Source organism: Hyphomonas polymorpha PS728, from assembly GCF_000685315.1.
GTDB lineage: Bacteria > Pseudomonadota > Alphaproteobacteria > Caulobacterales > Hyphomonadaceae > Hyphomonas > Hyphomonas polymorpha.
In genome coordinates this window covers 42,154-69,092 of record NZ_ARYM01000008.1, presented here as the reverse complement: position 1 = coordinate 69,092, position 26,939 = coordinate 42,154, and the positions used below count along the sequence as shown (strand labels likewise).

Genomic DNA, 26,939 nt, shown 5'->3' with positions numbered 1-26,939 from the left:
GAAAATGGGCGCAACCACCTCAAGTTACAGATTGTTGAGCCAGCAGTGCGAACGGGGCAAGGCCAGCGCGCCTCTCTTCCTCGGCGGCCTCATCACCGCCCAGCTCACCAAAGGCCTCGTCCAGGGACAGCCCAAGCTGGAACAGATCATCGCCGCCAACCCGGACAAATACAGATAGCCTTCAGGGTGCCACGCCCGGCCGCCGGTTACATTCCGGCGCGCCGTAGGCCTCCTTATAGCTGCGTCCGAAGCAGGCGATCAGCCCATCCAGAACACCCAGATTGAGGTCGCCATAGCCGGGTGAGGTCTTGCCGGCCATCGCTTCTCGCGCGGCCTCCAGCGCGCCCAGATCGCTGCGCAGGAAGGCTATGCTGCCCCGCACATACTCATCCCAGCCATAATGGCTCGTCTCGGGCGTATTCAACGACTGCTCGAACAAATAAGCCGCCCCCTCTTCGTCGCCCGCAAACGCGCGCAGCTGGCCTTCATGCCAGTAGAGAATGGACATCTCCCCAGTCTCACTGATCGGCCATTCCTCGTCATTTGGCACGGTGATCATCACGGGCGCGCCCCTGGCGCGCAGCGCGGCGTGATAATCCCGGTGAAGATCAGCGGCGACAAGCTCGCACCCTGGCGTGGCCATCACAGACCGAATACCTTCCGTTCCCTGATCGAATTCCCAGTAATCGAGCGCCATCAATGCCGCCCGGTCCGCCACACAAGGGCTGCCCTCTTCTGCAATGCGCGCAGGCTCCGCCGCATGCGCGCAGCCCGCCATAAGCACGCCCAGAAATACCGTCAGGTATTTCATTCCCCGGAAGCCCCCGCCAGAAAATCCGGAATCACCCCTCGCAGGTCGCCGTGATGGCCGAGCAGCAGATGACCGCCGGTATCGTAACGGATAAATTCCGCATGGCTGATCCGCGTCGCAATCGTCTCGCTGATGGCAACAGGGTTGAGCCGGTCATCCGCCGCGTGGACGACCAGCACCGGCGCGCGGATCGTTTCCAGATCATACTCCGCCTGCGGATCGACAGCAGCAATTTCGTTGCGCAACCCCGCCAGCCTTCCGGAAGCGGGCTGAAACCCCTCAACCAGCCGGTCCACAAAATCAATATCCTCCGCCGCCTCCAGCAGCTCGGGCCGCGCATCAAAGGCTGCCCGCAGCGTGCCCGGCGCCAGCCGTTTCATCACCCAGAAGCCGACATCGCTACCCGCAATCGCCGTATAGACAGCCGCCGGAACGGGCCGCCCCTCCACATCCCCGCCAAAGGGCGTAAACGGCGCCGGCGACAGCAGCACCACCGCGCCCACCCTGTCCGGATGCAGCGCCGCCAGTTGCAGGGCTGGCGGCGCCCCGCCCGACATCGCCAGCACGCCCACCCGATCGATCCCCAGCCCCGCCAAAAAGTCTGCCAGCGCGTCCGCCTGCGCCGCCGTAGATGCCTCCCCCGGAAGCGGGCTTCTGAGATACCCGAACCGCGACACGGAAATCCAGCGCCGCCCCGGCCCGCCCACGGCGTCCGCCAGCAGCAGCCCCTGATCAAACCCGCCGCCCGCGCCGTGGATCACCAGAACCGGTGGTCCCTCGCCTTGGATGGCGTATTCCACCGCGCCGTGCGGCGTGCGCGCCACCTCGCTCTGCCCCGCCAATGCCTCGGCGCGCTCCATTGCCTCGGTCCGCGCCAGTGTCAGCGCCACGCCCGTCAGGACAACCAGAACAGCGGCCAGCAACCCGAAGACCGCCACCGCCCGTTTCATGGCGCGGTGCCCGTCAGCCGCCCGCGCAACGCATCCGCATCCGCATCCGGTAGGAACCAAACTGCCTTCCCCTTGTTGGACTCATAGATGAAGTCCCGCAGCGCGCCGCTCTGTGCCGCAGGCTGGGTCACGTCACCAAGGATCACGAGCGGGATACCATAATTGACGAACTTCTGAATCGCTTCCCCGGCCAGCCGTGTACTGAGCTTCAGGAAATCCGGACCGAGGCGGGAAAGCGGAATGGCGGTCATGTCCGCGTTCTGCGGCCATACATCGGAAATGAAATCATTCGTGTCTCCGGTCGATGCCAGCAGGCGGCCTTCCTCCGCAAAGAAAAGCACACGCCGCCCGGCAATCTCCTCAACGCGCATGGCCCTTCAGCGATCCTTACGCCGTCTCCGCAAACAGCTCCCGGCCGATCAGCCAGCGGCGGATTTCGCTCGTCCCCGCGCCAATCTCATAGAGCTTGGCATCGCGCAGCAGGCGGCCAGTCGGATATTCGTTGATATAGCCGTTCCCGCCCAGCAGCTGTATTGCATCCAGCGCCAGCTTGGTAGCCGTTTCTGCCGCATACAGAATGGCGCCCGCCGCGTCCTTGCGCGCCGTCTCGCCCCGGTCGCAGGCCTTGGCAACGGCGTAGACATAGGCCTTGGCCGCATTCATCTGGACATACATGTCCGCCAGCTTGCCCTGCACCAGCTGGAACTCGCCGATGGATTGGCCAAACTGCTTGCGGTCATGAATGTAAGGAATAACCACATCCAGACACGCCTGCATGATACCCGTCGGCCCGGCCGAGAGCACCGCGCGCTCATAGTCGAGCCCGCTCATCAGGATGCGCGCGCCCGCGCCCACCGGCCCCATCACATTCTCTTCGGGCACTTCGCAGTCTTCAAACACCAGCTCGCCGGTTTCCGATCCGCGCATGCCGAGCTTGTCGAGCTTCTGAGCCACCGAAAAACCCTTGAAGCCACGCTCGATCAGAAACGCCGTGATGCCCTTCGATCCGCCATTCGGATCGGTCTTGGCATACACTACCAGAGTGTCCGCATCCGGAGCATTGGTGATCCACATCTTGGTGCCGTTCAGCACATAGCGATCGCCCTTCTTGTCGGCGCGCAGCTTCATCGAAACCACATCCGAGCCTGCCCCGCTCTCGCTCATCGCCAAGCTGCCCAGATGCTCGCCGGAGATCAGCTTCGGCAGGTAGCGCGCCTTCTGGCTGTCATTGCCCCAGCGGCGCAGCTGGTTGACGCAGAGGTTTGAGTGCGCGCCATAGGACAGGCCCACAGAGGCCGACGCGCGGGAGATTTCCTCCATCGCCACGACATGCTCAAGATAGCCGAGCCCGGTGCCGCCCCATTCCTCCTCTACCGTGATGCCGAGGAGACCAAGCTCCCCCATCTTCGGCAGAAGATCGCGCGGGAACTTGTCCGTCCGGTCTATTTCGGCGGCGCGCGGCGCAATCTCGTTCTGGGCAAAGTTTTTCACGGTCTCGCGGATCATGTCCGCAGTTTCACCGAGATCGAAGTTGAGCGTGGGATATGTGTTCGTCAGCATGGCCCTTTCCTAGCAAGGGCCTGCCCGCCTGTCACCGGCTCAGTCGTCCTGCGTCATCGCCCGGTAGAGATAATAGGTCGCCACCACAAACAGGAACCCGCCACCCAGCGAGAGAAGCGGCCCCAGCCAGGTCTCGCCTTCATACAGCGCCGGTTCGGCGGCCACATCCACCAGCTCGCGCACGCCCAGAACCAGGCTCACCAGCCCGAGGCCCGACAGCAGCGCATAAGGCACCCACCGGCCCAGCGCCTCAGCGCCCGTCAGGCGCTGGCCGCCGCCATTCTCTTCCAGCGCCCGCTGGATGCCATTCTGGTCGATTTCCACAGGCGCCAGATCGTCCACGATCACGCCCTCTGCCGGTGGCAGCGGCGCTTCAGCCACCGGCGGTTGCGGGGTCTCAGGTGCCGCGCTGACTGTCGCTTCCGGCACAGGCGCCGCCGGCGCGGGCCGCGCCGCGCGCCGCCGCTCGATGCCATCGGGAGGGCCTTTGACCACGCCCGGCGGCTGCGGCAAGGGCTCATCCTCCGCAGGCCCCGCCAGATCGGCGATGGCGCGGGTAATATCTTCAACGCTGGGGCCTTCTTCGCCCGGCTCCAGCGTCCTCGTCGGCCGCGATGGCGGCGGCGGCGGGCTCTCGCCCAATATCCGCGCAATCCGTTCACTCACCGCGCGCGCGGCGGCCTGCGGCCCGCTATCCCCCCCACGCGCCCGTACCGCGGGGCGCTCATCCTCTGCCCGCGCCTCGATGATCACAGCCCGCTCCGGCGGCTGCGGGAACGGCTGCCCGCCATCTTCCGGAATCGGCCGGATCAGCGCACCCGGCACGGCAGCCGGCCCCGAAGGATGCGTCAGGAACAGCGAAATTTCCGCCGCTCGCCGGCGCACCAGCGCGTCGATGATCTTCACCTCGCCGCTCACCCGTCCCCGGCGCCACAGCCACATGTCGGACGCCGCCGCCAACCGGTCGCCCTCATTGAGGTTCGACAGGACGCCGGAAGACTGGAACGCGCCCGGCCCGATATTCCAGGCGAAGGAGACCAGCGCATCAAATTCATTCTGGGTCAGCGGGGCGAGCACTTCGTCCTGGATCAGCTGCTCGATGGGCGGCAGATCGGAATGCACCAGCACCAGTTCGGCGTCCCGCGGGCTCACCGCAAGGCCCGGCCGCGCCGTGCGCGTGTGACCATAGCCCACGATCCATCGCCCATCCGGCAGCCGGCTGGCGCGCGGCCGGAAGCCCTCGAAGCCCTTGATCAGGTCGAGTCCCCTGGCAGATGTGCGAAGCGGACCACCCAAAGTCCGTTGCTCCCATTCTGGTACAACTGGCAAAATGCCTACAGGGGCGCCCTGCAAAAGGCGCGCCTTTTCGCCTGAAAGGTGAGATTCGACGTGATTATGGCCAATTTACAAGAGGACGATGCTGGCAAGACCGAGGAAGCTGAAGAAAGCCATCACATCGGTCAGCGTCAGAACGAACACGGATGAGGCCACCGCCGGGTCTGCCCCAAGGCGTTTCAGCGTCAGCGGCACAAGGATTCCCGACATTCCCGCCCAGATGAATGTGCCCAGCATCGCGATCGCAATCACGACAGCCAGCGCCACATCCTGGAACCACAAGAGCGCCGCCGCCCCGACGCCCACGCCGATGATCAACCCGTTGATAAGCCCCGCCAGCGTTTCGCGCAGCACCGCCCGGCGCGCTGCGTCGCCGTCGAGTTCCCGTGTCGCAATCGCGCGCACGGCCACGGCCAGCCCCTGGCTCCCGGCATTCCCGCCCAGCGCCGCCACAACCGGCATCAGGATCGCCAGCGCCACAATCTGCTCAATCGCGCCCTCGAACACCGATATGATGCCGGACGCGACAAACGCCGTGATGAGGTTCACCCCCAGCCACGGCACGCGGGCCTTCACCGTCTCGAACACCGTATCGGACGCATCCGCCGACGACACGTTCGACAGGGCCAGCAGGTCTTCGGAATGCTCTTCCTGGATAACATCGACCATATCGTCGACCGTGATCATCCCCACCAGTCGCCCAGCACTGTCAGTCACCGGCGCCGAGGCAAGGGAGTATTTCTGGAAGCGGAACGCCACCTCTTCCTGGTCAAGGTCCGGCGTCAGGGTCGTCATGGGGTCTTCCATGATGTCTTCCAGCGCCGTGTCGCGCGGCTGGCGCAGCAGCGCCGAAAGCTGCACAATTCCCAGCAGCCGGTGCGCCGGATCGATCACATAGATCTCGTAGAATGTCTCCGGCAGCTCCTCACCGCGCCCGCGCGCATGGTCGATGGTTTCGCCCACCGTCCAGAATTCGGGCACCGCCACGAATTCCGTCTGCATCAGGCGGCCGGCCGAATCCTCATCATAGGCCAGACTGCGTTCCAACTCGGCCCGGTCCACCGGGGCGAGGTCTTCCAGAATGCGCTCGCGGCGGTCATCCTCAAGGTCTTCAAGGATAGTCGTCGCATCGTCGGAATCGAGTTCGTCCAGCGCCTGCGCGACCGCCTCGTCAGGCAGCACGTCAACCGCGCCTTCGCGATACGCGTCGCGCAGCTCGATCAGGATTTCAGACGGCAGATCCTCGCCGAGCAGGCCAACAGCCTCCTCGAACGTGTCATAGGGTAGCGTTTCCAGCGCATCGGCGGCGTCCGCCGGGTGCATTCGCTTCAGCGTGCGTGACAGCCAACGCGTATCGCGCTCATCGATGGCATCAATGAGATCCTTGAGCAGCACGGGATCAAGCCCGTCAGACTCCTGCTGGATGGGGGCGCTGGTGTCGGTCATGTGCGCCTGTCATGCCGGGGTTGGTGTTCCCCGGCAAGAGCAGGCGCTCATACAGGCCTCAACTGTAACGGAATTCTTCCCCGTCGAGGTCGATCTTGGGGAACTCGTCCTTCTCGCGCCAATAGTCCTGCGTGTGCTGCCACTCGCGCGCGGTGCCGCGTTTCGGCATCAGATGCATTGAGCGGGTCAGATAGCCGGGGTTGAAGTTGTCGCCGTCGATCCAGGGCAGGATTTCCATATTATGGTCCTGCGGGCGCAGGGCCACCTCCACCTGCTTCACCTTCTTCTCGTCCATACGTTTCAGGAGGCGGCAGACGAGATCGCCCATCATGTCCACCCGCAGGGTCCAGCTTGCCCGGAAATAGCCGAACACCCACACAAGATTGGGCACGCCGGTAAACATCATGCCCCGATAGGTGATCGTGTCAGACCAGTTCACCGGCTTGCCGTCCACCTCGAACGGTATGTTGCCCAGAACGGAAAGATCAAACCCCGTCGCCGTAATGATCACATCGGCTTCCAGTTCCGTGCCGGATTTCAGCAGGATGCCTTTCTCCGTAAACCGGTCGATATGGTCGGTCACCACGCTTGCCTTGCCCGCCTTGATACCTTCGAAAAGGTCCGCCTCCGGAACGAACGCGATGCGCTGCTGCCAAGGCCGGTAAGCCGGGGTGAAGTGGCTCATATCGAAGCCTTCCGGCAGACAGGCCTTCACCCCATCCAGCAATTCCTGGCGCAGCGCCTCAGCATCCTCAAAAGAGCGGCGCGTGAACTCGGCCTGGTCATGATTGTATTTCCGGCGTACGATCTCATGGATCCACGCCTCGTCTACGCCCAGCATCCGCAGCTCGTCGGCCAACACGTTTTCATTCCGTGCCGGGATGAAATAAGTGGGCGAACGCTGCAGCAGTGTCACATGCTCACACTGGCCGGCAATCGCCGGCACCACCGTCGCCGCCGTTGCGCCAGAGCCGATGCAGATCACTTTCTTGCCCGTCAGGTCCAGGTCTTCCGGCCACGTCTGCGGGTGAATGATCTGCCCTTTGAAATCGGCCATGCCTGGCCATTCGGGCGTGTAGCCCTGCGCATGATTGTAATAGCCTTGGCACATCCACAGGAAGTTCGCCGTGAAGGTCAGCACATCCCCGGTCTCAAGGTTTTCCGCCTTCACCGTCCACTTCTTCTTCGCGGTCGACCAGCTGGCCGACCGGATCTTGTGGCGATAGCGGATATGCTGGGCAAGATCGTTCTCTTCGATCACTTCCTGCATGTATCTGAGAATCTCTTCCCGGCTCGCAATCGGCGGGCCCACCCAGGGCTTGAACCGGTAGCCGAATGTATAAAGATCCGAGTCCGAACGAATGCCGGGATAGCGGTGCATGTGCCAGGTGCCGCCAAAGGTCTCATACGCCTCAAGCACCACGAACTTCTTCTTCGGCATCTGCGTTTTCAGATGATACGCCGCCCCGACGCCGGAAATCCCCGCGCCGACAATCAGCACATCGAAGTGTTCGGTCTTTGCCTTGGGTTTGCGTTCTTTGACTGCCGCCGTATCCGCCATGCATTCCTCCCTGGGCCCCGTCCACTTGCCGCGGGGCCATCAAATCACGTGCAAGTTTTGCCCTGGGAGGAAGGCAGGTGAATACGTAATCGGCCCTAGATGACCCAGAGGCAAGCAAGCAAAATCAACCGCGCGGCTGCTTCCGCCGCCGCCTCGGCAGAAGTGCCAGCCCCAGCGCCGCTGTCAGGAAAATCACCCCCACAGTGGTCATCAGCAGATAGTCCCGGTTCTTGGTCCCGATGGGCCGCAGGAATTCCCATTTGTGCAGCACGTCAAAGCTCCAGCCCTCGGCCTTCTGCAGCGCGCTCTTGCGCGGCGCCGCCGCAATCAGCCCCTCGCGCACATCCACAAACACCGGCCCCTCCGGGCCCTCAACGCGCATCACCGGCAAGCGCTTGTTGGCAAAGCTGTAGTCCCGGCCAAACCGCGTCACCAAGGACACCGCCGCCTCCGGCCCCGCCCCGGCAATCGCCCGTGCCCGGTCTGCATCGCTATGGCCTGTCGCTGCCCCCTGATACGCAATGCCCCCGCCCGTCTCGATCCGCCACACCGGCTTGCCATCCGGCCCCGCTGTCGCGATCAGCCCATAGAGCGATCCCGGCCCCGGCCTCGGCGCCGCAAGGTCAGCCAGGCTGAACACACCTGGCGGCGGAAGCGCCTGCCCCGGTCCCATCGTCACGAACAGATGAAACATCCCGGACACCGTGAATGTCAGGATGAACGGCAGCGCCGCCCAGGCCGCCAGCGTATGCGCCTTGCGCAGGCCCCGCCCCTTCGCCTTCAGCAGCAGCGCCGCCCCGATCAGGCTGGTTGCAATCACACTCAGGATGAGCCCCGCCAGTAAGGCCACACGCAACGGCTCGGCAAAGCCCAGGAACTTCAGCGTATGCGCATTCTGGAACACCCAGAGCAGCGCCCGCCGCCGCCCATCGGTCACCGCCGCCAGCCGGTCGGCCCCGGTGTCCACATACACCGCCAGCCCCTCAGGCGTCTCAAACGCCACGCGCCACACCGGCAGCAACCGGTTGATCTGCGGATACTCGGTATTGAATCGGTCGATGATTTCCACAGACCGGACCCCAGCCTCCGGCAACGCGGCATAGTGCCGGGCCAGCGCAATTGCATGGGCCTCCTCAGCCTCCGGCGCGGCCTCTCCAGTGAGGGCATCGGCCACCGTCTTGCGCGTCATCGAAGGGTCGGTCGACATCCAATAAGGCCGCCCGCCAATGGTCACCAGCCTTACCTGAACTGTCCGGATCTGTCCGGATTTGTCCAGAAACTGTCCGGGAATGTCCGGCAGTGTCCGGATCTGACCGCCATATGGGGGCGCCTGCACCGCCGGGCGCGGCGCCGTCCAGCTCATCACAGGATGCAAAAAGCCGGTCAGCGCCCAGGCCATCGCCACAAATGCCGCCACCCAGCCAATCTGGCGATGCAGCGTCCGCGCCGTCGCCGGGCGCTTTGTTTTCATTTCATTTTTCACTTGGTTCGTCTCTGAAGTCAGGCCGCGCGCGGGCGTGCTCATGGTCTCGCCGCGCGGCCTCCAAAAGGCGCGCGCAACAGCGGATCAGCTCAGAGAAATAGCAGGTGGCCCGGTCGGATAGGGCGGCGGCGCTGCCAGGCGGCTTGCCAGCTCAAACGCCACAGGATGGTGCAGCCCCGCCTCGCGGATCACCCGCAGCTGCTGCAGGTCCGGCATGTCCGGCGTGGGCACGGCACTCTGCGCGCCCGCTGCAAAAACACAGCCTTTCAACATTTTCTGCGCGTCACCAGAGGGAGTGTCTTCGGCCGCCTCCACATAGTTTCCGGTCGACAGGTCAAGCGTGCGGCTGACCACGCCCTGCTCCGTGCAAAGCTCGATCCGGATCTGCCCGGAGGCGTCCTCCGCCAGCATGTACCCCGCCGGAACAGCCACCCGCACGGCCACGGCCAACACCAGCAGCATCCCTGCCAGTGCCCGCAATCCGCCCGAGAGAAACCCCATGCCGCGCATGGCGCCTGTCTCTCAAAGCCCGGCGTCCGCGTCAAATCAGGGAAGCGGAAACAGCCCCGGCGCGCTGAACTGACGCGCCCCTGCCCAACATTCGTTGGCGGGAAAAATCTGCAGGGCCAAAGAAGCGAGAGAGGCGCCCCATCAGCCCCGCAGAAGAAGTGTCATCAGAAGCAGGCGTCAACTTGGGCCCACGTGCGTCCCCCCGGACCTGTGGACCAACTAACACTCTAGGCCGCGCCGGATTTTCCGTCTTCCCCCTGTTCCGGGGTGACCTCCACAAAGCAGCGCGCCTGATCCAGCTCCTCCGGTACACACGGGCGGCCCCGGCCCGGCCCAAATCTTAGCGTCACAGCCGGATTTGCCTTCCGCGCCCGCCTTGCCAGCGCCGTCACCAGCCCCAGAAAGCTGGCGCGCCGATGCTCGCGGACGCCCCAACGATGGCGCTCTGCCCCGGTCCAGCCAAACCAGTAGTCATCCGAAAAACGGTGCAGCGTGCCCTCTTCCGTGCGGATGGTGCAGCGCGCTGTTCCATACCTGGCGGGCGGCAGGATCACCTGCACGCAGGTCACCTCGCTCAAACTCATCCGCCCGCCTTCAACCCCGTTGCGCCAATGCAGCATGTGACCATCCAGCCAATAAGCACGATCACGGCTGAAGGGGCTCGGCCGGAACAGGTGCCCCAGTCGGCTGTTTTCCCTCGCATCGGTCATTCCGGTCACCCAGCTATCCTGTGACGGGAAATGCCACGTTTTGGCGGGAAGTGTCCTCCCCCCTGTTCCGGTGGGTCGGCAAGACAGGCTATTGAAGATAATATGACGCCATCTCTTCTACGCCCCGTAATGGAATGTATGTCACAGACGGCGAGGAAAGGCCCAAACCGTGAAAAGCGTCCTGATCCTTGAAGATGTCGCGGAAACCCGCGACTGGCTTTGCGAGATCGCGCGGGAGGCGTTTCCCGGCTGCGCCCCGCATGAGGAAGGCAGCGTGCGCGGCGGCCTCACGGCGGCCACCGGCGCAAGGTTTGACCTTGCCATGCTGGATCTTGGCCTGCCCGATGGTTCCGGCCTCGATGTGCTGCGCAAGGTGAAGCAGGAAAGCCCCGAGACGATCTGCGTGATCACCACCGTGATGGGGGATGACGCCTGGATTGTTGGCGCGCTGTCTGCCGGGGCAAACGGCTATCTCCTGAAAGACCAGCCACAGGACACCCTCGTGCGCCAGCTTCGTCAGATTGCGGATGGCGTTCCCGCGCTCTCCCCATCAATCGCCCGGCGCATCATGGATCATTTCCGCCTCACCGGCCCCGCCGCGCCGGATGACGATCTCACCGCCCGCGAGCGCGACGTACTCGCCCTTATCGGCCGTGGCATGCGCAATGGCGAAGTCGCCCGCGCGCTGGACCTCAGCGAGAACACCGTCGCCAGCTACATCAAGGGCATCTACCGCAAGCTTGGCATTTCCTCCCGCGCGGAAGCCTCCTGGCATGCCACCCGAATGGGCCTGACGATAGACCGCACCTGAGCGACTACTCTGCCGCCATCTCGAACACGGGAATGCGAGCCAACAGGCTGGTGCCCGCCCCGCTCTCCAGCGCCATCTCGCCGCCAAAGCTCTCGACACGGATCTTCATGTTGCCAAGGCCATTACCTAGCGAGGCCTTCTGCGCCGGCAAGCCCTTGCCATCATCGGCCACCTTCAGTTCCAGCCAGTCGTTTCCCAGACGGATGGTCACCTCCACACGCCGCGCCCCGGCATGCTTGATCGCATTGCTCACCGCCTCGCGAATCAGCGCCCGCAAGGCATGAACCTTCTGCCGGGACAGAAGCGCGCCCGACGCCGCATGCAGGGTCCAGCCAAGTGCAATGCCATGCGGCTCCAGCCGGTCCGCCGTCTCCGCCCGCAGGTCGGCCAGCACATCCTCCATCGGCGCTTCAGAACCCTGCGCGTTGTTGATCACATCGCGAATGTCGGTCAGCGTCTCGCGGATCATCGCGTCCTTCCGTCCCGTCTCGCGTGAGTGCAGCGCGCGGAGAAGCTGCGCCCCGATATTGTCGTGAATGTCCCGCGCAATCCGCGCCCGCTCCTCCGAAACGCCGCGGTCATAGGCGTTCCGGTTCTCCTCGGCATAGCGCATCAGCTTCACGATCTGCGCTGCCAGCGTCACATCCTTAGGCGAATAAAGCCCGCGCCCGCCATTCTTGTAGCGCAGGCTGAGCGGCGGGGAATCGGCCACCCCCGGCAACACCATCAGTGTGCCTTCATCCTCCACCCGCACGCGCGCGACCGCCGCCTCCACTGGCTTCACCTCCAGCGGCCCGAAAATATCCCGCATCAACCTGCGCCACTGCCCGGCCCGCTCCTCGCCGCTCGGGCGCAGCGCAATGTCGATCACCGCGCGGAACAGTTCAGCCTCATCCGGGCGCGCCTGCCCGGTCAGTTTGCGCCAGGCAAAGCTGCGCATCGGCAGATACACCGCCGCCGCCGCCAACAATGCCACGGAAAACGCCGCCCCCGGCTCGAAGGAAAGGATGCCGATCAGTACCAGGTCCAGCACCAGCACGGTCAGCGCCGCCAGGAAGTGAAACATCAGCTGGAACGCCCAGCCGCCCAGCCCGAACACGCGGAACCGCATCAGGCCAACCGTCAGCGCCACATAAATCAGCAGGAAAAAGCCAAACGCGATATTCTCGTCCAGCAGCGGCGCAAACCCGAACGTATGCGGAAACGCGACGGTCGAGATAAATCCGCCCGCGCCCAGCACCACCGCCGCGCCCAGCCACAGCGCAATCGACCGCTGCACCGGATCGTCCCGGGTCGCAAAGATCTGCCAGCCCACCAGCACGAAGATGCCCACCATCTCCCAGAAGGTGATGGGATGCACCAGCATGAAATCCGCCGCCGGCCCGAACATCACCCAATACGTAACCGCGCCAAAGCCCAGCACCGTCGCCACCATCATCCAGCGCCAGCCCGGCAGCTTCACCGGATAGATCATGAACAGGCACATCATCACGATGCCAAAGCCGGAAGCCCCAATACAGTTGATGATCCCCGCCAGCAGATAACCCGCCTCGCTCAGCGGCATGGCAAACAGCCAGACCACCGCCGCCGCCGAGAACATCAGCGTCGTCAGCCCGCTCACCGCAAACAGGATCGCCGCCGGGTCAGCCGGCTTCAGCGCCCACACCCAGGCCGACACCAGACACGCGCCAAACCCCACCAGCAGTGAAACCCACGCGCCCGCGCCCACCTCCAACGGAGAGCGCCAGTTCCCCACAATGTCAGTCGGCCCGCTTGCCGGCTGCAGCACGGCCAACGTCATCATCCCCGTCACCGCCACCACCAGCAGCGCCGGCACGGCAAACCGCACGAGCGGCGTATTCATATCCTGCACTCTCATGCCTGGACGCCCCCTTCTTCCCACCTGCTCCATAGAGGCTGCCCCGCTGCGGATGTAAACCGCCCCCCCCCACCAGCCGATGCGCGCTTTCCCGTCTTCCCCCGGAACAGGGGGGCGGCGCACACGCCCCTCAGGCGAGTGTGAGGTCCATGCCACACTATCACTTTCGATAGCTTGTCTCCGGCCCCGCCTTACAGGAACCGTGCAGCATTACAGAAGTCTGCCGCCCTCCCAGAGCAGACGTTGCGGAGGAAATCCATGAAACGTCAAAAACCCTTTAGTCGAATTGTATTCGGCGGTGCCTCGGCGCTGGCCATCACCCTGTCAGCGCCCGCCCTTGCCCAGGAAACCACGCCGGAGACCACGCCCCCAGCCGCAGCCCAGCCGGCAAACTCCGACTCCGACCTGAAGCTCGGCTCCATCACCGTCACCGCGACCCGTCGCGAAGAGTCCGCCCAGGACGTTCCGATGGCCATCCAGGCCTTCAGCGAAGACACGCTGAACCAACTCAACATCAATTCGGTGGAAGACCTCACCACCGTCGTGCCCGGCTTCTCGGTGTCCCAGTCCTATCAGGGCGTGCCGACCTACACGCTGCGCGGCATCGGCTTCAACACGATCAACCTCTCGGCCACCTCCACTGTCGGTACTTATGTTGACGAGGTTGCCTACCCCTACCCGTTCATGAACTCCGGCCCGGTTTTTGACGTCTCCCGCGTCGAAGTCCTCAAAGGCCCGCAAGGCACCCTGTTCGGCCGCAACACCACCGCTGGCCTCATCAACGTCGTCACCAACAAGCCGGTCGACGAATTCCAGGCCATGGCCAAGGCCGAAGTCGGTAATTACGATACCTGGAACCTCGAAGGCATGGTCAACCTGCCGATCTCCGAAACCGTCCAGGCCCGCTTCGCCATCCGCAGCGAGAACAGCGACAAGGGCTGGCAGCGCTCGATGTCCCGTCCGGATGAAGACCGCGGCACGGTCGACAAGCTCGGCTTCCGCGCCGCCCTCGCCCTTCAGCCGACGGATAAGCTGGACGTGAACCTCAGCTATAACGGCTGGATCAACAAGTCTGACACGATCGCTGCCCAAGGCATCGGTCTCACCCCCAGCACCGATCCGACCTTCATCGTTCCGGGCACGAGCGGCCCGTCTTCGACCGCCGGCTTCAACGCCCCGGGCCTCATTGCCTTCCTCCAGAACAACCGCCCCAGCAGCTCTAAAGACGCAGACTGGGTGCCTTATAACGTCCGCTCTCAGACGATTGGCGGCGTTCCGGGCATGACGGACGACAATAAGGAAGACTCAACCTTCCATGCCTTCCGGGCCGGCATCAACTACACCTTCGACAACGATCTGACGCTCGTGTCGCTCACAGGCTATAACAAGCTGGAGCGTGAGGCGATCCTCGACTTCTCCGGCGCGCCCTACCAGATCCTGAACCAGGACATCGACGGCGAGATCAAGTCGTTCAGCCAGGAACTGCGCCTGGAAGGCCAGACCGACCGCATCAACTGGCTCGTCGGCGCCTATTATGGCAAGGATGAAACCGTCGACACCAACCGCACGATGCTGCGCGATAACGCCAATTCGAATTTCATTTCGACGGCGGCTTATCTCCTCACCGTCAACCCCGCAGCGCTCGGCTTTGACCCTGCCACCGTTGGCCCGCTGGTTGCCTTCGTCAACCGCGATCCGGAAACCGGCCTGCCCTATACGGCTGCCGAGCTGCTGAACTCGTTCCAGACCTATCGCGACAGCGGTGACTTCGAGACGACCACGCAGAGCATCTTTGCCAATATCGACTGGGAAATCACACCTGAATTCTCGCTCACCACCGGCCTGCGTTACACCGAAGACAAGCAGAACTATGTTGGTTGCTCGGCAGACGTGAACGGCTCCATGCAGCCCAACGTCAACGTCTTCAACCGCGTGTTCTTCACCGGCATCTATGGCCTGTCAGCACCGCCGCCGGCGCTGCAGGAAAATGGCTGCAACACCTATGACGTTGCCACCAACACTTTTGGCCCGGTCACCTCCAGCACCAAGGAAGATAACGTCAGCTGGCGGATCGTTGGTAATTGGACCCCGCGTGACAACATGCTGCTGTTTGCCTCGGTCACCCAGGGCTACAAGTCGGCCTCCACCCCAGTGAACGCGGCCTCCAAATCCGAACAGAACGCACCGGCCACCCAGGAAGGCCTGCTGGCGTATGAAGTCGGCATGAAGGCTCAGTTCTTCAATCAGCGCCTTCAGTCCAACAGCTCGTTCTTCTTCTATGACTATGAAGACAAGCAAGTGGCCTCCTTCTTCCCGGACCCGATCTACCGCGCTCTCTCGCGCCTTCAGAACGTGCCGAAATCGGAGGCCTATGGTTTCGAGACGGAGCTGACCTGGCTCATCAACGAAAACCTCACCGCGATGGGCGGTGTCACACTGCTGCAGACCGAGATCAAGGAATTCGATACCTCCGACAGCTTCGGCCTACCAACCAGCCGCGCGGGCGACCCCTTCCTCTACAGCCCGGAAACCAGCCTCAGCCTCGCCCTTCTCTACGACCGTCCGGTTACGGATCGTTACGGCCTGCGCGGCTCGCTCAGCGGCCGCTGGCAGAGCGACTCCACCGCCGGCAATCCGGATGATCCGCTGTATGACATCGACTCCTATGGCGTCCTGAACGGTTCGATCGGTCTCTACACGCTGAACGATACCTGGGAGTTCTCCATCTGGGGACAGAACCTCACGGACGAGTATTACACCCAGCAGGTCACGACGAACGCCAACGTCGTCGTGCGCTACGGCAGCAAGCCGCGCACCTATGGCGCGGCCCTGACCTACCGCTTCTAACAGGGTTTCTTCCTGTAAACCGGCCGCAGCTTCACACCGCTGCGGCCGGTTCTTTTTTGCCGTAAACTTGGCCTGCGCTGTCAGCCTGCGGAAAGTGTCAACTCACCTGCCCGCCCGCTTTTGCCGCGGTCTGCGCGCGCCACAACCAGCGTACGTGCCTCATAGTCGCGCGAGCGCACCGTGCTCATCCCGATATATTCCGCCTGCGCTGCCTTCCGGGTCAGCGTCAGCAAGACAAATCCCTTGTCCTTCACATTGGCAAAGCGCACGCCCCGGTTTTTCGCGGGAATGGCGCTCGCCGCTATCTCAAAGATGCGCGGATCACTTGTGATGTTTTCATATCCGCCGGGCGAAGTGATGCTGCCTGTGGCAAACTCCACGCCCGCAAATCTCTCATCGCTCTGCCGGTAAAGGTCGCTCGCCCAGAACATGTGGCTGTCACCCGACAGCACCACCAGATTGGCCTGCGCCGAAATGGCTGAGGAAAGCAACCGCTCCCGTGCCGCCGGATAGCCGTCCCAGGCATCGAGGTTCACCGGCAGGCCCAGCTTCGAGCGCTCCACCCAGCGGGCCGAATAGCCGCCCTTCTGGCGCACGGCCTCAAGAATGTCCTCCGGCAGAAGCGCGGTGTAATCCGGGGTCCGCATCGGCGCCATCACGGTCTGGTTGCCCAGCACCTGCCAGGCGGTGCCCGCCGCGGCTGAGCGCTTCAACTCCCCGTCCAGCCAAGCTTCCTGCGGCGCCCCCAGCATGGTGCGCGCAGGGTCTGCCAGCGGCCCAGCCTCGAAGGCTTCGGGGTCCGTCACCCCGCCCAGGCTCAGCGCCTCGCCGCGCCCCGTCAGCCGCGACTCGATCAGGATCAGCGAGGCAATCTCGCCAAACTCATAGGTCCGGGTGAGCGTCCTTGCCGCTTCCCCCCGCTTGGGGTCGCGCATCGGCATCCATTCAAAATAGGCCTGCAGCGCCGCCTCGCAGCGCGCCGCCCAGCTCCCCTGCTTGTCTTCCTTGTGATTGGCCGCCCCGCCCATCCAGCTGTTATTGGCCGTCTCGTGATCGTCCCAGACGGTAATGAAAGCGGCCGCCGCATGGGCTGCCTGCAGGTCGGGATCACGCCGGTAGGCGGCAAAGCGGGCGCGGTAATCCTCCAACGTCACCGCGTCATGCGCAGGCTCGGCAAACCGACCCAGCATCCGGCCGGTCTCGCCGTCATACCCGTCAGGGCCATACTCATAAATGTAGTCGCCCAGATGGATCACGGCGTCGATGCCCGGCGTCTCTGCGATCGTCCGGTAGGCATTGTAGAAGCCCGAGCCGAAATTGGCGCAGGAAGCGACCGCCAAGCGCACTTTCTGTCCGGATTTGTCCGGCAGTGTCCGGAATTGTCCAATGTCTGACACCGCCTGTCCGGCCCGGAAGCGGTAAAAATACCTGCTGCCGGCGGAAAGTGATTCGATATCCACTTTCAGCGTATAGTCCCGTGCTGTGGCCGCCAGCCCCGTCCCCTTGCGCACTATCCGGCTGAACTCGGCGTCTTCAGCCACCTCAAATCCCACCGGAACCGCGACCACATCCGGGTTGTAGGCCCGAGTCCAGATCACCATCGATGTCCCTGTGGGGTCGCCGCTCGCTACGCCAGAGGTGAACACTGCATCAATATCAGCCACCTTCTGGGTTATGGCGCAGCCGCCCAGAAGTGTGAATCCGCCCCCCAGCCCAAGCAGCGCTTCGCGCCGGCTAATCCCTGAATTATTTAATTTTTTGGATGGGCTTTTCGTCATCAGGTCACTCCGGCGCGTGGCGTATCAGGCGGCACGCTGCAAGCCTTACACGCCATATGCAACACTGAGATGTTAGCTGATATGTTTGACTTTTGCCCCCTGTGCGCCAAGTTGCCATCCAGCGACGCCTGTGCGCAGCAGCTAGGCATCTCCACAGAATAAGGCGGGCCCCATCCGCTCAATTGGAAGATGGGCTTGCCACAACCAGCACGATAACAAAGCCTGCCAACATAAATAATGCGCAGGCATAAGGGAGTAAACGACATGGGCACGCAAACAAAAACAAGGCCCAGGGAAGATATGGTTCCGTTTCACCAGCAGGGTTTCAGCGACGTTCGCCACACGGAAGACTGGGCGCCGGACCTTCAGAAATCGAAGGCGTACGAGCAGATCCTGCTGGACATCATCCTGGGTGTCCTCCCGCCCAGCGCACGGCTGGATGAGCTGGGTCTCGCCAAGCAATATAATCTCGGTGTCGCCGGTGTGCGTGATGCGCTTGCCCGCCTGTCGCTTGAGGGCATGGTGCTGCGCCGCCCCCGGTCGGGCACCATCGTCGCTTCCATCGATGTGCAGGAAGTGCAGCAGGCATACGAAGTTCGCTGCCTGCTGGAGCCCCAGGCCGCCCTCCTCGCCGCCCAGCACGCCACCCGCGCCGAAATCGACGAAATCCTCACCGCCTTCGATGGCGCAGAAGCCGCTGCCAAGCGCCGGGATTTCCGCGCCATCATCGCCATGGACCAGAAATTCCACCGCGCCGTCGCCATCGCCAGCCACAATCTCAGCCTCGCCCGGATTGTCATCAACCTTCACAACAAGGCGGCGCGCTACTGGTATTATTCGATGACGACCCGCCCCGATGAAGACCGGCTGGAAGACATCTCCAACCACCGCATCGCGGCCAAGGCGATTGCCAAGGGCGATGGCCCCGCCGCGATGAAAGCCATGCTGGTGGTGATGGGCTCCAAGACCGCCGACTGATCCTTTCGCAATGTCAGGCGCCCGCCCGCCAGAACCGCACAGGTTTCGGGCAGTCATTTATTTGATCACCGTCCAATCGAATGAAGCGCTTTTGCCGTGGGCTGAGCGTGGCTCTTTATAAGTATGTTTCCGGAGGGGGGCTTTTGCGGGCCAGCGCGGCACTGCCAGCCTTGTGCTTTGCCGGAAACCCAGCCCCCGCAAATTGCTGCACCGCACGATTGCTGGGCGGCCGCGCAGCAGACCTGCTGATAATTTGAACATGTTAACTGAAATGTTAGTTCAAATATCAGATGGCGCTGTTTTTCTGGCCCCACCGCCCTGAACTGACCTCATAGCCAACCCGCCGCAGCCTATGAGGGGTCCAAGACATGCGAGCACTGTATTATCTGACAAGCGTTCTGACAGCCATTGCCCTTGCCAACAGTGCCTGGGCTGAAGACGGCCCTGCTCCGGCCACGGAGGATACGGCTGATGAAACCGCCGTACTCGACACTATTGTCGTCGTCAGCGACCGCGTGGGCCTTCTGGAAAAGTCCAACAGCGAAAGCGTCTTTGGCATGGGCAAGTCCCTCCTCGAAACGCCGCGTTCGGCGACGCTGGTCAGCGATCTCACTCTGGAACGCTACGGTATTGAGGAAGTTGACGACCTGATCGCCATCGCGCCGGGCACCTTCACCGGCAGCTATTACGGCGTCAAAGGCGCTGTGAACGCCCGCGGAACTCTGGCGGAAAGCTACTTCAACGGCTTCAAGCGTGTAGAAAACCGGGGCACCTATCCTACGCTTCTGGGCGCTGCCTCTCAGGTCGATATCGTCCGTGGTCCGCCCACCCCGGCATTCGGCCCCGGCAAGGTCGGCGGCCTTATCAACGTCATCCCCAAAACCGGCCGCGCCGGCGGCAGCGATGAAGTTACCGGCCAGGCTGAAGTCACCGTCGGATCCTATGGCAAGTTCAACACCAACGGCCAGGTCGGCATCCCCATCGGCGATCGGGGCGGGGTCTATGGCTATGTCGAATATGAAGACTCGGACTCCTACTACAGGGGAATTTCGCCGGAACATCTGATGATCCAGCTGTCAGGCGAATATGATGTTACCGACACGCTCACCATCACCATGAGCGGCCAGTATTTTGACTCGGACGGGTACGTGCAGACGCCCGGCTGGAACCGCGTCACCCAGGACCTGATCGACAACCAGACCTACATCACCGGCCGCAACACCGCCGTCGTTGATACCGATGGAAACGGCCGCATCACGCCCAACGAGGCCGGTGGCAGCTTCGTCGTTGGCTATTTCGGCTTTACGCCTTCCGTCAATCCGCGCTTCCAGCTCACCGAAGGCGTCGGCACCGCAAAACTCAGCCCCCGTACGGTTTTCATCTCGGATGCAGACTTCTCCAAGACGACCACCAACACGCTCTATTTCAAGGCCAAACAGGAAATCGGCGAGAGCGCGCTGAATGTCGAGCTATTCTATGACGACATGGAAAACCAGCGCTTCGTCAGCTATGGCTTCCCGGCAGATTATGATGCCTGGGCCGGCGAAGGCCGCATCAGCTATGACTTTTCCACCGGCACGGAAGACAGCTTTATCCGCTCCACCAACAAGGTGGGCTTCGGATACCGCCGCCAGGATGCCATCAAAAAGGAAACCTACAACTCCGGCTACATCTCGCTTGATCGCCGCGACATCATCTATGGCGCCACAGCCGCCGACACCATGGATGATCCGTTCTCGGTTGAGCCCGGCAATATCGGTATCGGCTGGGACATGACCGTCGACTCCAGCTGGACCGACACGAGCATCTTCGGCCTGACGGACATCAGCTTCGGCAAATATGTGAACCTGCTGCTGGGCGGGCGCTATGACTGGTATGATGCCACCTCCATCGATACTGGCGGCCTCTGCTACTGTCCGGCCAACATCGAATTCGATGCGTCCCAGGAAGAATTCAGCTACAGTGCCAGCCTCAGCTTCAATACGCCATTTGGCCTCTTCCCCTATGTCACCTATGCCGAAACCGCCGCCCTCGAAATCGGCCAGGCTGGCGACATTACCCCCGGCCTGATCAGCGGCGATCAGTGGATCTCCGACTCCGAGCTTACCGAAGCCGGTATAAAGTTCGAACTTCTCGGCGGAACGCTGGTGGGCAGCCTTGCCGGCTATGAACAATCCCGCACACGCCTTTCGATGTTCGATAACGTTGTCGCCACCGAGGCAAAGGGCGTCGAGTTGGAAGCCCGCTGGCTTGCCACTGACAACCTCTCCTTCACCTTCGCGGGCAACACTCAGAAAACCACCGTCAAAGGCCCCGATGCCAGCTTCGGATACATCCCGGTCTGGGCAACGGGCCTGAACCCCATTGATGGCTATGGCGCCGCCTATGCCGTCTACAATCTCGCCACGTCGCCCGTCGGCCAGCCAGGCGACTATGAGTTCCGCCTTGTGCCACAAACCGTCGTCAGCCTGTTTGGCTCCTATGTGTCAGACGCCTATGAATGGGGCCAGTTCGGCGTAACGGGCGGTATCACGAGTGTCTCGGAAACCGCCGGCAAGCTCGCCAATCCGGTGATCCTGCCCGCTTATGAAACCGTGAACGTGTCTGCGTTCTACACCATCCAGGATTATGAGATCGCCTTCAACGTCGACAACCTGTTCGATGAGCTCTACTTCCAGCCGGTGACAGACACCTATTCTGATATGGCGGTCCTGCCCGGCCGCGGCACGGAATATCGCGTCACCTTCAAGAAGAAGTTCTGAGAACGGAAAAAAGCTCCCCGCCGGGGACCGGTCCTGCTGCCTTCCCCATGCCCTCCCGCTGGGCTTGCAGGACCGGTACTCGGCAGAGGAGAACGAAAGGGAGTGTCTGCAATGAGGAATGCCTGTGAAGCCGAAACCCGCCTATCCTGATACCCTCGCCGGCTGGGTCGCGCCCGAGCGGGCCGCGGTCATCGTGGTCGATATCCAGGTCGATTTTGCCTCACCGGAAGGCGTGCTGGGCCAAGCCGGGCTGGATATGAGCGTCGCCGCTCCCGCCGTGGCCACGGCCACGCGGCTGGTTGACGCCGCCCGCGCCGCAGGCACGCCCGTGATCTTTGTGGGCCTTGCCACCACGCCCGCCACCGACTCGCCCGTCTGGGGCGAATGGCGCCGCCGGCGCGATGGCGAAGACCGGGGCGGCGCCATCTGCCGCGCCGGAGAGCCGGGCTCCGCCTTTGTCGGCCCGACCCCGCAAGCGGATGAAACCATCATCTGGAAATTGCGCTATAGCGGCTTCTTCGGCACCAGCCTTGACGCCGCATTGCGTGCGCGCGGCATCGACACGCTGATCGTCTGTGGACTGACCACTGAATGCTGCGTCGATTGCACTGTCCGCGATGCCTTCCATCTCGATTATCTGGTTTATGTGCCAACCGACGCCTGCGCGGCCTATGATCCCGGCATCCATGAAAGCGCGTTGCAATCACTGGCGCTCAACTGCGCCACGCTGGTCTCCACAGACGAAATTTGCGCCGCCTGGGTTGAATAGAAACAAGAAAGTATCCCAATGAGTAACGTGTTCAAGAATTTGCCCGAGGCGAACTATACCGTCACGGAAGAGGACGCCGCCGCGCTCGCCGCCGCCATCGACAAGGAAGAGATGACAAAGGTTGCTCTGGAGCTGGGAAACATTCCCAGCCCCGCGCGGGGCGAAGCCCAGGCCGCCGAATATGTCTATCAGTGGCTGGCCAAAGAGGGCTTTCGCCCGCGCAAGGTCGGCGCCACGCCTGAGCGCCCGAACATCATCGCCACCTATGGCGGCAAGGGCGATGGCAAAAGCCTTCTCTATACGGCTCACCTCGACACCGAAAGTCCCACCTGGAACCCGGACGAAGACGCCTACAAATTCCGCCCGGAAACCCTCGAAGTGCGCGAATGGAACGAATGCTGGCTGGAGGACGGCGCCTTCCACGGCTTCCCCATCGCCAATGATCGGGGGCCCATGACCTGTTTCCTCTTCGCCGCCAAGGCGTTGAAGCAATGCGGCTTTGATCTTGCCGGCCGCCTCTACCTCACCGCCTCCCCCGGCGAAATCGGGCCCGAGCCCATCGAAGAAGCCCGCGGCATAGATTTCATGGGCAAGGACATCGGGACGCACTACGTCTTCAATCATGGCGGCGTTTCGCCAGATTACGCCATCGCTGCCGAGGGCTGCGACTATGGGCTCACCTGGGTCGGCTGCGGATATGCTGTCTTCCGTATACGCCTCTATGGCGAGGCCGTCTTCACACCCCTCCTCAACTCACCCAAACTGGCCGCCCAGCACCCAAACCCCATCTACCGTATGGGCGCCGCCATCCAGCCGATCCTGGACTGGAGCCTGAAATTCGAAGCCGAAAGCCGCTACGACACGCCCGGCGGCTCCGCCTATCCCAAAGCGCAGATATCTGCCGTGCGCGGCGGCGTGCCTCATGCCTTTGGTGCGGGCACGGAGGTCTGCGCCCTCTATCTGGAAGTTGGACTCGCTCCCAATCAGGAAATTGGCGCAGTTCATCGCAACCTCGAAAAATTTCTGCGCGGAGCAGGGATCGGCGAGTTTGATGTGGAGCCCGTCGTCGTCCGTCATGGCTTTGAGGCCGATGCCGGAAAGGTTGCCCCGCTGGTCAGCGCAGTCGATGCCGCCACGCGCCTCACGCTGGGAAAGCCGGTCGAGCGCGCCGCGCCTGTCTATTCCAGCATGTGGCGAGACCATAACGTCTTCAACATGAACCGTGTGCCCGCCATCACCACCGGCTTCAAACGCTGGCGTCCGACCCCGGACGATCTGGCCAAAAGCGCGCTGATCTATGCCCTCACCGCTCTCGCCCTTTGCGGTAAGGCCAGCAGCGAGGCCATGACAAAGCGCACCAAGCCGGTCTATGGCGACAACCCGTTCGGCTGAGAGGAGACGGCACATGACCCATCCCATCGATGCAGGCCTCTGGCGCGAAGCCATGGGCGGCTTCCTCACCGGCGTCACCGTCGTCACCACGCTCAGTGGTGACCAGATCGCCGGCACCGCCGTCAATGCCTTCTCCGCCGTCTCGCAATCCCCGCCCCTGCTGCTTGTCTGTCTCGACCGGTCGAGCCGTTCGCTCGAAGCAATCCGCAGCGCCGGCTTCTTCGCCGTCAACATCCTTTCCAAACCGCATATGGATGTCGTCCGCCGCTTCTCCTCCAAGAGCGCGGAAGATCGCTTTCAGGGAGTCGCCCACGCCCCCGCTACCACCGGCGCGCCGGTGCTGACGGAGTCGGTCGCCTGGTTCGATTGCCGCGTTCACGCCATCCATGAGGGCGGCGATCACGAAATCGTCGTCGGCCGCGTGTTGCAGCTCGGCTCCAATAAGGCTGCCGCGCCGCTTGCCTATCACCGCGGCAACATCTGGTGCCTTGATCCTCGTGAACCCGTTCCCGAAGGGCGCTCATGAGCCCTCCTGAAAAAGCCGGCGGCCCCCACCTCACCGGCACAGCCGCCCTCATCCGCGTCATGGCCGACACGGCCTATCGCAGCCTGTTCCTCGCCTCCACGGCCATGATGGCCAGCCAGTGGATGCAGCGCATCGCGCTTGGCTGGATCATGTGGGAACTTACAGGCTCCACCACCTGGCTCGGGCTGCTGGCCAGCGCAGAGCTGCTGCCCGGCCTGTTCTTCGGCCCGCTCGGCGGGGTGCTGGCAGACCGGATGAACCGCAAGCGGATCGTTCTTGTTTGCCAGACGGCGGCGCTGCTCATCTCCGTCGCCACGGGACTCGTTGTTTTCCTCGGCCTCTCCGCGCCGCTGCTGCTGATGGCGCTCACGGCGGCGGGTGGCATCGCCGCTGCCCTCCAGGAATCGGCACGCACCCTGCTGCTGCGCGATGCCACCCCGCGCGACTGCCTGCCGACCGGCATGTCGATGACCGCCATCTCCGTCAACGTCACCCGTTTCCTCGGCCCGGCGCTTGCTGGTCCGCTGGTCATCTGGCCCGGCCCCGCCTCGATCTTCTGGATCAATGCCGCCGTCTCCCTCGTGATGATCGCGACTGTTCTCAGCCTGCGGAAGCTGCACGCCGCCAGCGCCGCGCCCGCCCCGCGCGAACCCTTCCTCCGCCAGCTCTGGACCGGCCTGAATGCCGCCTCGAGCCACAGCGTTGTCACGCCCGTACTGCTGATCTTCGCGGCCACCGCCTTCCTCGTCCGCCCGGTTTACGAACTGATGCCCGCCTTCGCAGACCGGCTATTTGGCGGCAATGTGCAGGATTATTCCTACCTCATCATGGGCGTCGGCGCCGGGGCGGTTGTCGGCGCCGTCATCGTCACGCTGAATGCTCCCGCCCGGCCCGCCATGATGTTCTTCTGGTCATCGCTTGCCGCCTGCCTCTCCCTTGTCGCCTTTTCGGCCACGCCGGGCATCCTCTCGGCCACGCTGGCGGCCACCATCCTCGGCTTCTTCATGTGCATCAGCGCGGCCACCTCCCAGCTCGTGATGGTTCTGGATACGGACGAAGCTGTCTCCGGCCGCGTGCTCAGCCTTTGGGGCGCCCTGATGCGCGGCGCCCCGGCGCTTGGCGCACTGGCCACCGGCGCAGTGCTGGACGGGATGGGATACCGCCTGCCGCTTGCCCTCTCCGGCCTCGTTGCCGCGCTGCTCACAGGCGCTGCCATCTTCCTCTTCACCCGCAGCCCCGGCGCCCGGCCGGGCGCTGCCTGATCCGGAAATCCCGCCATGCCCGCCCAATGGTCAATTGATAGGCAACCTGAACCATATCTGACGCAGTTTCTAACATTTTGTCTGAAATGTCAGATTTTGATCTGCTGGCCCGCGATCTGCAACGCAGCCCCCGCTACAAAGAATTGAAGAGCAAGAGAGAGACAGATGCTGACTTCCGGAATCTTCAAATCCGTCCGCTCCGTGTCTCCTCTGGCAGGGGGCCATCTGGCCACACTCAGCACGCTGGACCTGCTGATCAGCGCCGCCACCTTCTCCTCCCTGGGCATCGTCCTGCCTCATATGGTGTCAGAGCTTGAGTGGAGCTGGTCCCAGGCCGGCCTCGGCTTCACCATCCTGGGCGCCGCCTGCGGCGGCTCCTCCCTCCTGCCCACCCTGCTGATCCGCAAGTTCGGAGTCCGGCTCGCGCTGATCTGCGGCGCCCTGCTCATGGCGCTCGGTCTCTACATGATGAGTTCCGTCAACAGCCTGCTGCAATATTTCATCGCCGCAGCCATCTGCGGCGTCGCCTACCAGATGCTTGGCACCATTCCGTCCACCTTCGTCATCAGCCGCCACTTCAAGAACCGCTCCACCGCCCTCGGCCTCTATTTTACTATCGGCGGCTTTGGAAACGTCTTCGGCCCGTGGATGGTGATGGCCGTGCTTTCGGTGGAAGGCCAGGTCTGGCGCGATTACTGGGTCTACCAGTCCCTCCTCCTCCTCGCCACGGGCATCGCCGGCGCGCTCATCATCGGCCTCGACAAACGCTTTGCTCAGCCTGCGGAGCGCGAACTGACAGAGCCCGCCATCGAGACAAAGATCGAGTCTGCCCCCACCCCTGGCACCACCTGCGAAACAGCTGCTGCCGCAAAGCCTTCCCGCGTCTACGTCACCCCGGTTGACTGGGGCGTGAAGGAAGCGATGCGCACCCCGCAATACATGATCCTCGTGGCTGCCTATTTCGCAAACCTGATGGCCCTGGTTACGGTCACCAGCCTCTCGGTCGGCCATCTCGTCGAACGCGGCGTCTCGAATGAAACCGCCGGCGCTATGCTGAGCCTGGAAGCCTTCATCGCGGTGCTCACGCGCATCGGCGGCGGCTTCCTCGGCGAACGGGTTGACCCGCGTTATCTGATGATCGTGTCGCTCGCCGCCACCTCCATCGGATGCGCGGTCCTCGCCACGTCAAACTCCCACTCCATCCTGCTGATCTACGCAATCGGCACCGGCATCGGCTTTGGCCTCACCGCCCTCTCCTGCACCGTGCTGATGATGAACTATTTCGGCCAGCGGCATAATCTGGAGCTTTTCTCCTCCATGTGCCTCGTTGGCGCTGCGTCCGCCCTCGGGCCGACGATTGGCGGCGTCATCCGTGATCTGACGGGCAACTTCATCCTGATGTTCCTCATCCTCTCTGCCGTGGCCGCCATCGTCTGGGTGGCCGTGGTGATGATGCGTGCTCCGAAGCGCGGCGAAACACCTGAAACCACCGGCGCCAGCCCTGCCCTCGATACTCCGGCCATCGCCGAAAGAACCGCCTGAAAAAACCAATACGTGGAGCTCCAAAAC

At 63.1% G+C, this 26,939-nt stretch carries 22 protein-coding genes; 10 read left to right on the top strand and 12 right to left on the bottom strand.

What is annotated here, in order from left to right:
- The first annotated feature begins 4 nt into the window (after positions 1-4).
- Positions 5-178 (top strand): hypothetical protein, encoded by a 174-nt coding sequence (locus HPO_RS20505; protein ID WP_199285905.1) that lies wholly within the window; start codon positions 5-7, stop codon positions 176-178.
- A gap of 3 nt (positions 179-181) precedes the next feature.
- On the opposite strand, the gene HPO_RS08155 is transcribed toward HPO_RS20505, so the two are convergent.
- The 10 genes from HPO_RS08155 to HPO_RS08110 form a co-directional block, all read right to left on the bottom strand.
- Positions 182-811: a hypothetical protein gene (locus tag HPO_RS08155; RefSeq protein WP_051612443.1), complete on the bottom strand. Its 630-nt coding sequence runs from the start codon at positions 809-811 to the stop codon at positions 182-184.
- Complete coding sequence (locus HPO_RS08150) at positions 808-1,761, bottom strand: alpha/beta fold hydrolase (RefSeq protein WP_051612442.1); 954 nt, start codon at positions 1,759-1,761, stop codon at positions 808-810. The genes HPO_RS08155 and HPO_RS08150 overlap by 4 nt, the downstream gene beginning before the upstream one ends.
- Positions 1,758-2,132 (bottom strand): DUF4180 domain-containing protein, encoded by a 375-nt coding sequence (locus HPO_RS08145; RefSeq protein ID WP_035596865.1) that lies wholly within the window; start codon positions 2,130-2,132, stop codon positions 1,758-1,760. The genes HPO_RS08150 and HPO_RS08145 overlap by 4 nt, the downstream gene beginning before the upstream one ends.
- 16 nt (positions 2,133-2,148) lie before the next feature.
- Entirely contained in the window at positions 2,149-3,321 is a 1,173-nt protein-coding gene (locus HPO_RS08140) for an isovaleryl-CoA dehydrogenase (protein WP_035596862.1), read from the bottom strand.
- A 39-nt stretch (positions 3,322-3,360) separates the two neighbouring features.
- The gene (locus HPO_RS20500; protein WP_051612441.1) at positions 3,361-4,617 is read right to left on the bottom strand and encodes a lysozyme; all 1,257 of its coding nucleotides are present in this window, start codon (positions 4,615-4,617) and stop codon (positions 3,361-3,363) included.
- A 108-nt stretch (positions 4,618-4,725) separates the two neighbouring features.
- Complete coding sequence (gene mgtE, locus HPO_RS08130) at positions 4,726-6,102, bottom strand: magnesium transporter (RefSeq protein ID WP_035596859.1); 1,377 nt, start codon at positions 6,100-6,102, stop codon at positions 4,726-4,728.
- A 58-nt stretch (positions 6,103-6,160) separates the two neighbouring features.
- Positions 6,161-7,663 carry a flavin-containing monooxygenase gene (locus tag HPO_RS08125; protein ID WP_035596855.1) on the bottom strand — a complete coding sequence of 501 codons (1,503 nt, stop codon included), beginning with the start codon at positions 7,661-7,663 and terminating at the stop codon, positions 6,161-6,163.
- A gap of 124 nt (positions 7,664-7,787) precedes the next feature.
- Complete coding sequence (locus HPO_RS19695; protein WP_157532741.1) at positions 7,788-9,134, bottom strand: hypothetical protein; 1,347 nt, start codon at positions 9,132-9,134, stop codon at positions 7,788-7,790.
- Between the two features lie 96 nt (positions 9,135-9,230).
- Positions 9,231-9,656: a DUF2946 family protein gene (locus HPO_RS08115; RefSeq protein WP_035596849.1), complete on the bottom strand. Its 426-nt coding sequence runs from the start codon at positions 9,654-9,656 to the stop codon at positions 9,231-9,233.
- A gap of 227 nt (positions 9,657-9,883) precedes the next feature.
- Positions 9,884-10,366: a hypothetical protein gene (locus HPO_RS08110; RefSeq protein ID WP_157532739.1), complete on the bottom strand. Its 483-nt coding sequence runs from the start codon at positions 10,364-10,366 to the stop codon at positions 9,884-9,886.
- 169 nt (positions 10,367-10,535) lie between these two features.
- On the opposite strand from HPO_RS08110, the gene HPO_RS08105 reads away from it, so the two are divergent.
- Positions 10,536-11,177: a LuxR C-terminal-related transcriptional regulator gene (locus HPO_RS08105; protein ID WP_035596844.1), complete on the top strand. Its 642-nt coding sequence runs from the start codon at positions 10,536-10,538 to the stop codon at positions 11,175-11,177.
- A gap of 4 nt (positions 11,178-11,181) precedes the next feature.
- Here HPO_RS08105 and HPO_RS08100 read toward each other — a convergent pair whose 3' ends face one another.
- Positions 11,182-13,041, bottom strand: coding sequence for a sensor histidine kinase (locus HPO_RS08100; protein WP_051612439.1), 1,860 nt, complete (start codon positions 13,039-13,041; stop codon positions 11,182-11,184).
- Positions 13,042-13,314: 273 nt separating this feature from the next.
- Here HPO_RS08100 and HPO_RS08095 point away from each other — a divergent pair, with 273 nt between their 5' ends.
- Complete coding sequence (locus tag HPO_RS08095; RefSeq protein WP_035596842.1) at positions 13,315-15,903, top strand: TonB-dependent receptor; 2,589 nt, start codon at positions 13,315-13,317, stop codon at positions 15,901-15,903.
- A gap of 80 nt (positions 15,904-15,983) precedes the next feature.
- On the opposite strand, the gene HPO_RS08090 is transcribed toward HPO_RS08095, so the two are convergent.
- Positions 15,984-17,681 carry an alkaline phosphatase D family protein gene (locus HPO_RS08090; RefSeq protein ID WP_051612438.1) on the bottom strand — a complete coding sequence of 566 codons (1,698 nt, stop codon included), beginning with the start codon at positions 17,679-17,681 and terminating at the stop codon, positions 15,984-15,986.
- 300 nt (positions 17,682-17,981) lie between these two features.
- On the opposite strand from HPO_RS08090, the gene HPO_RS08085 reads away from it, so the two are divergent.
- From HPO_RS08085 to HPO_RS08055, 7 genes are all read left to right on the top strand, one after another.
- Positions 17,982-18,659: a GntR family transcriptional regulator gene (locus HPO_RS08085; protein WP_233349072.1), complete on the top strand. Its 678-nt coding sequence runs from the start codon at positions 17,982-17,984 to the stop codon at positions 18,657-18,659.
- Between the two features lie 368 nt (positions 18,660-19,027).
- On the top strand, positions 19,028-21,421 hold the full coding sequence (locus HPO_RS08080; protein WP_035596838.1) for a TonB-dependent siderophore receptor: 2,394 nt from the start codon (positions 19,028-19,030) through the stop codon (positions 21,419-21,421).
- Positions 21,422-21,539: 118 nt separating this feature from the next.
- Complete coding sequence (locus HPO_RS08075; RefSeq protein ID WP_035596835.1) at positions 21,540-22,190, top strand: cysteine hydrolase family protein; 651 nt, start codon at positions 21,540-21,542, stop codon at positions 22,188-22,190.
- An 18-nt stretch (positions 22,191-22,208) separates the two neighbouring features.
- A complete protein-coding gene (locus tag HPO_RS08070; RefSeq protein ID WP_035596832.1) occupies positions 22,209-23,582 on the top strand; it encodes a zinc-binding metallopeptidase family protein in 1,374 nt (457 codons plus the stop codon).
- Between the two features lie 13 nt (positions 23,583-23,595).
- Positions 23,596-24,108 (top strand): flavin reductase family protein, encoded by a 513-nt coding sequence (locus HPO_RS08065; protein ID WP_051612437.1) that lies wholly within the window; start codon positions 23,596-23,598, stop codon positions 24,106-24,108.
- Positions 24,105-25,370: an MFS transporter gene (locus tag HPO_RS08060; RefSeq protein WP_035596829.1), complete on the top strand. Its 1,266-nt coding sequence runs from the start codon at positions 24,105-24,107 to the stop codon at positions 25,368-25,370. Before HPO_RS08065 ends, HPO_RS08060 begins: the two co-directional genes overlap by 4 nt.
- A 165-nt stretch (positions 25,371-25,535) precedes the next feature.
- On the top strand, positions 25,536-26,912 hold the full coding sequence (locus HPO_RS08055; RefSeq protein WP_241767883.1) for an MFS transporter: 1,377 nt from the start codon (positions 25,536-25,538) through the stop codon (positions 26,910-26,912).
- The last annotated feature ends 27 nt before the right edge of the window (positions 26,913-26,939 follow it).

What these genes read in the sequence shown, in the direction of transcription:
- HPO_RS08070 (WP_035596832.1), top strand. Translation starts at nt 22,209, where the DNA reads ATGAGTAACGTGTTCAAGAATTTGCCCGAGGCGAACTATACCGTCACG.
- HPO_RS19695 (WP_157532741.1), bottom strand. Translation starts at nt 9,134, where the DNA reads ATGAAAACAAAGCGCCCGGCGACGGCGCGGACGCTGCATCGCCAGATT.
- HPO_RS08115 (WP_035596849.1), bottom strand. Translation starts at nt 9,656, where the DNA reads ATGCGCGGCATGGGGTTTCTCTCGGGCGGATTGCGGGCACTGGCAGGG.
- HPO_RS08095 (WP_035596842.1), top strand. Translation starts at nt 13,315, where the DNA reads ATGAAACGTCAAAAACCCTTTAGTCGAATTGTATTCGGCGGTGCCTCG.
- HPO_RS08100 (WP_051612439.1), bottom strand. Translation starts at nt 13,041, where the DNA reads ATGAATACGCCGCTCGTGCGGTTTGCCGTGCCGGCGCTGCTGGTGGTG.
- HPO_RS08155 (WP_051612443.1), bottom strand. Translation starts at nt 811, where the DNA reads ATGAAATACCTGACGGTATTTCTGGGCGTGCTTATGGCGGGCTGCGCG.
- HPO_RS08080 (WP_035596838.1), top strand. Translation starts at nt 19,028, where the DNA reads ATGCGAGCACTGTATTATCTGACAAGCGTTCTGACAGCCATTGCCCTT.
- HPO_RS08055 (WP_241767883.1), top strand. Translation starts at nt 25,536, where the DNA reads ATGCTGACTTCCGGAATCTTCAAATCCGTCCGCTCCGTGTCTCCTCTG.
- HPO_RS08145 (WP_035596865.1), bottom strand. Translation starts at nt 2,132, where the DNA reads ATGCGCGTTGAGGAGATTGCCGGGCGGCGTGTGCTTTTCTTTGCGGAG.
- mgtE (WP_035596859.1), bottom strand. Translation starts at nt 6,102, where the DNA reads ATGACCGACACCAGCGCCCCCATCCAGCAGGAGTCTGACGGGCTTGAT.
- HPO_RS08125 (WP_035596855.1), bottom strand. Translation starts at nt 7,663, where the DNA reads ATGGCGGATACGGCGGCAGTCAAAGAACGCAAACCCAAGGCAAAGACC.
- HPO_RS08060 (WP_035596829.1), top strand. Translation starts at nt 24,105, where the DNA reads ATGAGCCCTCCTGAAAAAGCCGGCGGCCCCCACCTCACCGGCACAGCC.
- HPO_RS08090 (WP_051612438.1), bottom strand. Translation starts at nt 17,681, where the DNA reads ATGACGAAAAGCCCATCCAAAAAATTAAATAATTCAGGGATTAGCCGG.
- HPO_RS08140 (WP_035596862.1), bottom strand. Translation starts at nt 3,321, where the DNA reads ATGCTGACGAACACATATCCCACGCTCAACTTCGATCTCGGTGAAACT.
- HPO_RS20505 (WP_199285905.1), top strand. Translation starts at nt 5, where the DNA reads ATGGGCGCAACCACCTCAAGTTACAGATTGTTGAGCCAGCAGTGCGAA.
- HPO_RS08065 (WP_051612437.1), top strand. Translation starts at nt 23,596, where the DNA reads ATGACCCATCCCATCGATGCAGGCCTCTGGCGCGAAGCCATGGGCGGC.
- HPO_RS08150 (WP_051612442.1), bottom strand. Translation starts at nt 1,761, where the DNA reads ATGAAACGGGCGGTGGCGGTCTTCGGGTTGCTGGCCGCTGTTCTGGTT.
- HPO_RS08085 (WP_233349072.1), top strand. Translation starts at nt 17,982, where the DNA reads ATGGTTCCGTTTCACCAGCAGGGTTTCAGCGACGTTCGCCACACGGAA.
- HPO_RS08075 (WP_035596835.1), top strand. Translation starts at nt 21,540, where the DNA reads ATGCCTGTGAAGCCGAAACCCGCCTATCCTGATACCCTCGCCGGCTGG.
- HPO_RS08110 (WP_157532739.1), bottom strand. Translation starts at nt 10,366, where the DNA reads ATGACCGATGCGAGGGAAAACAGCCGACTGGGGCACCTGTTCCGGCCG.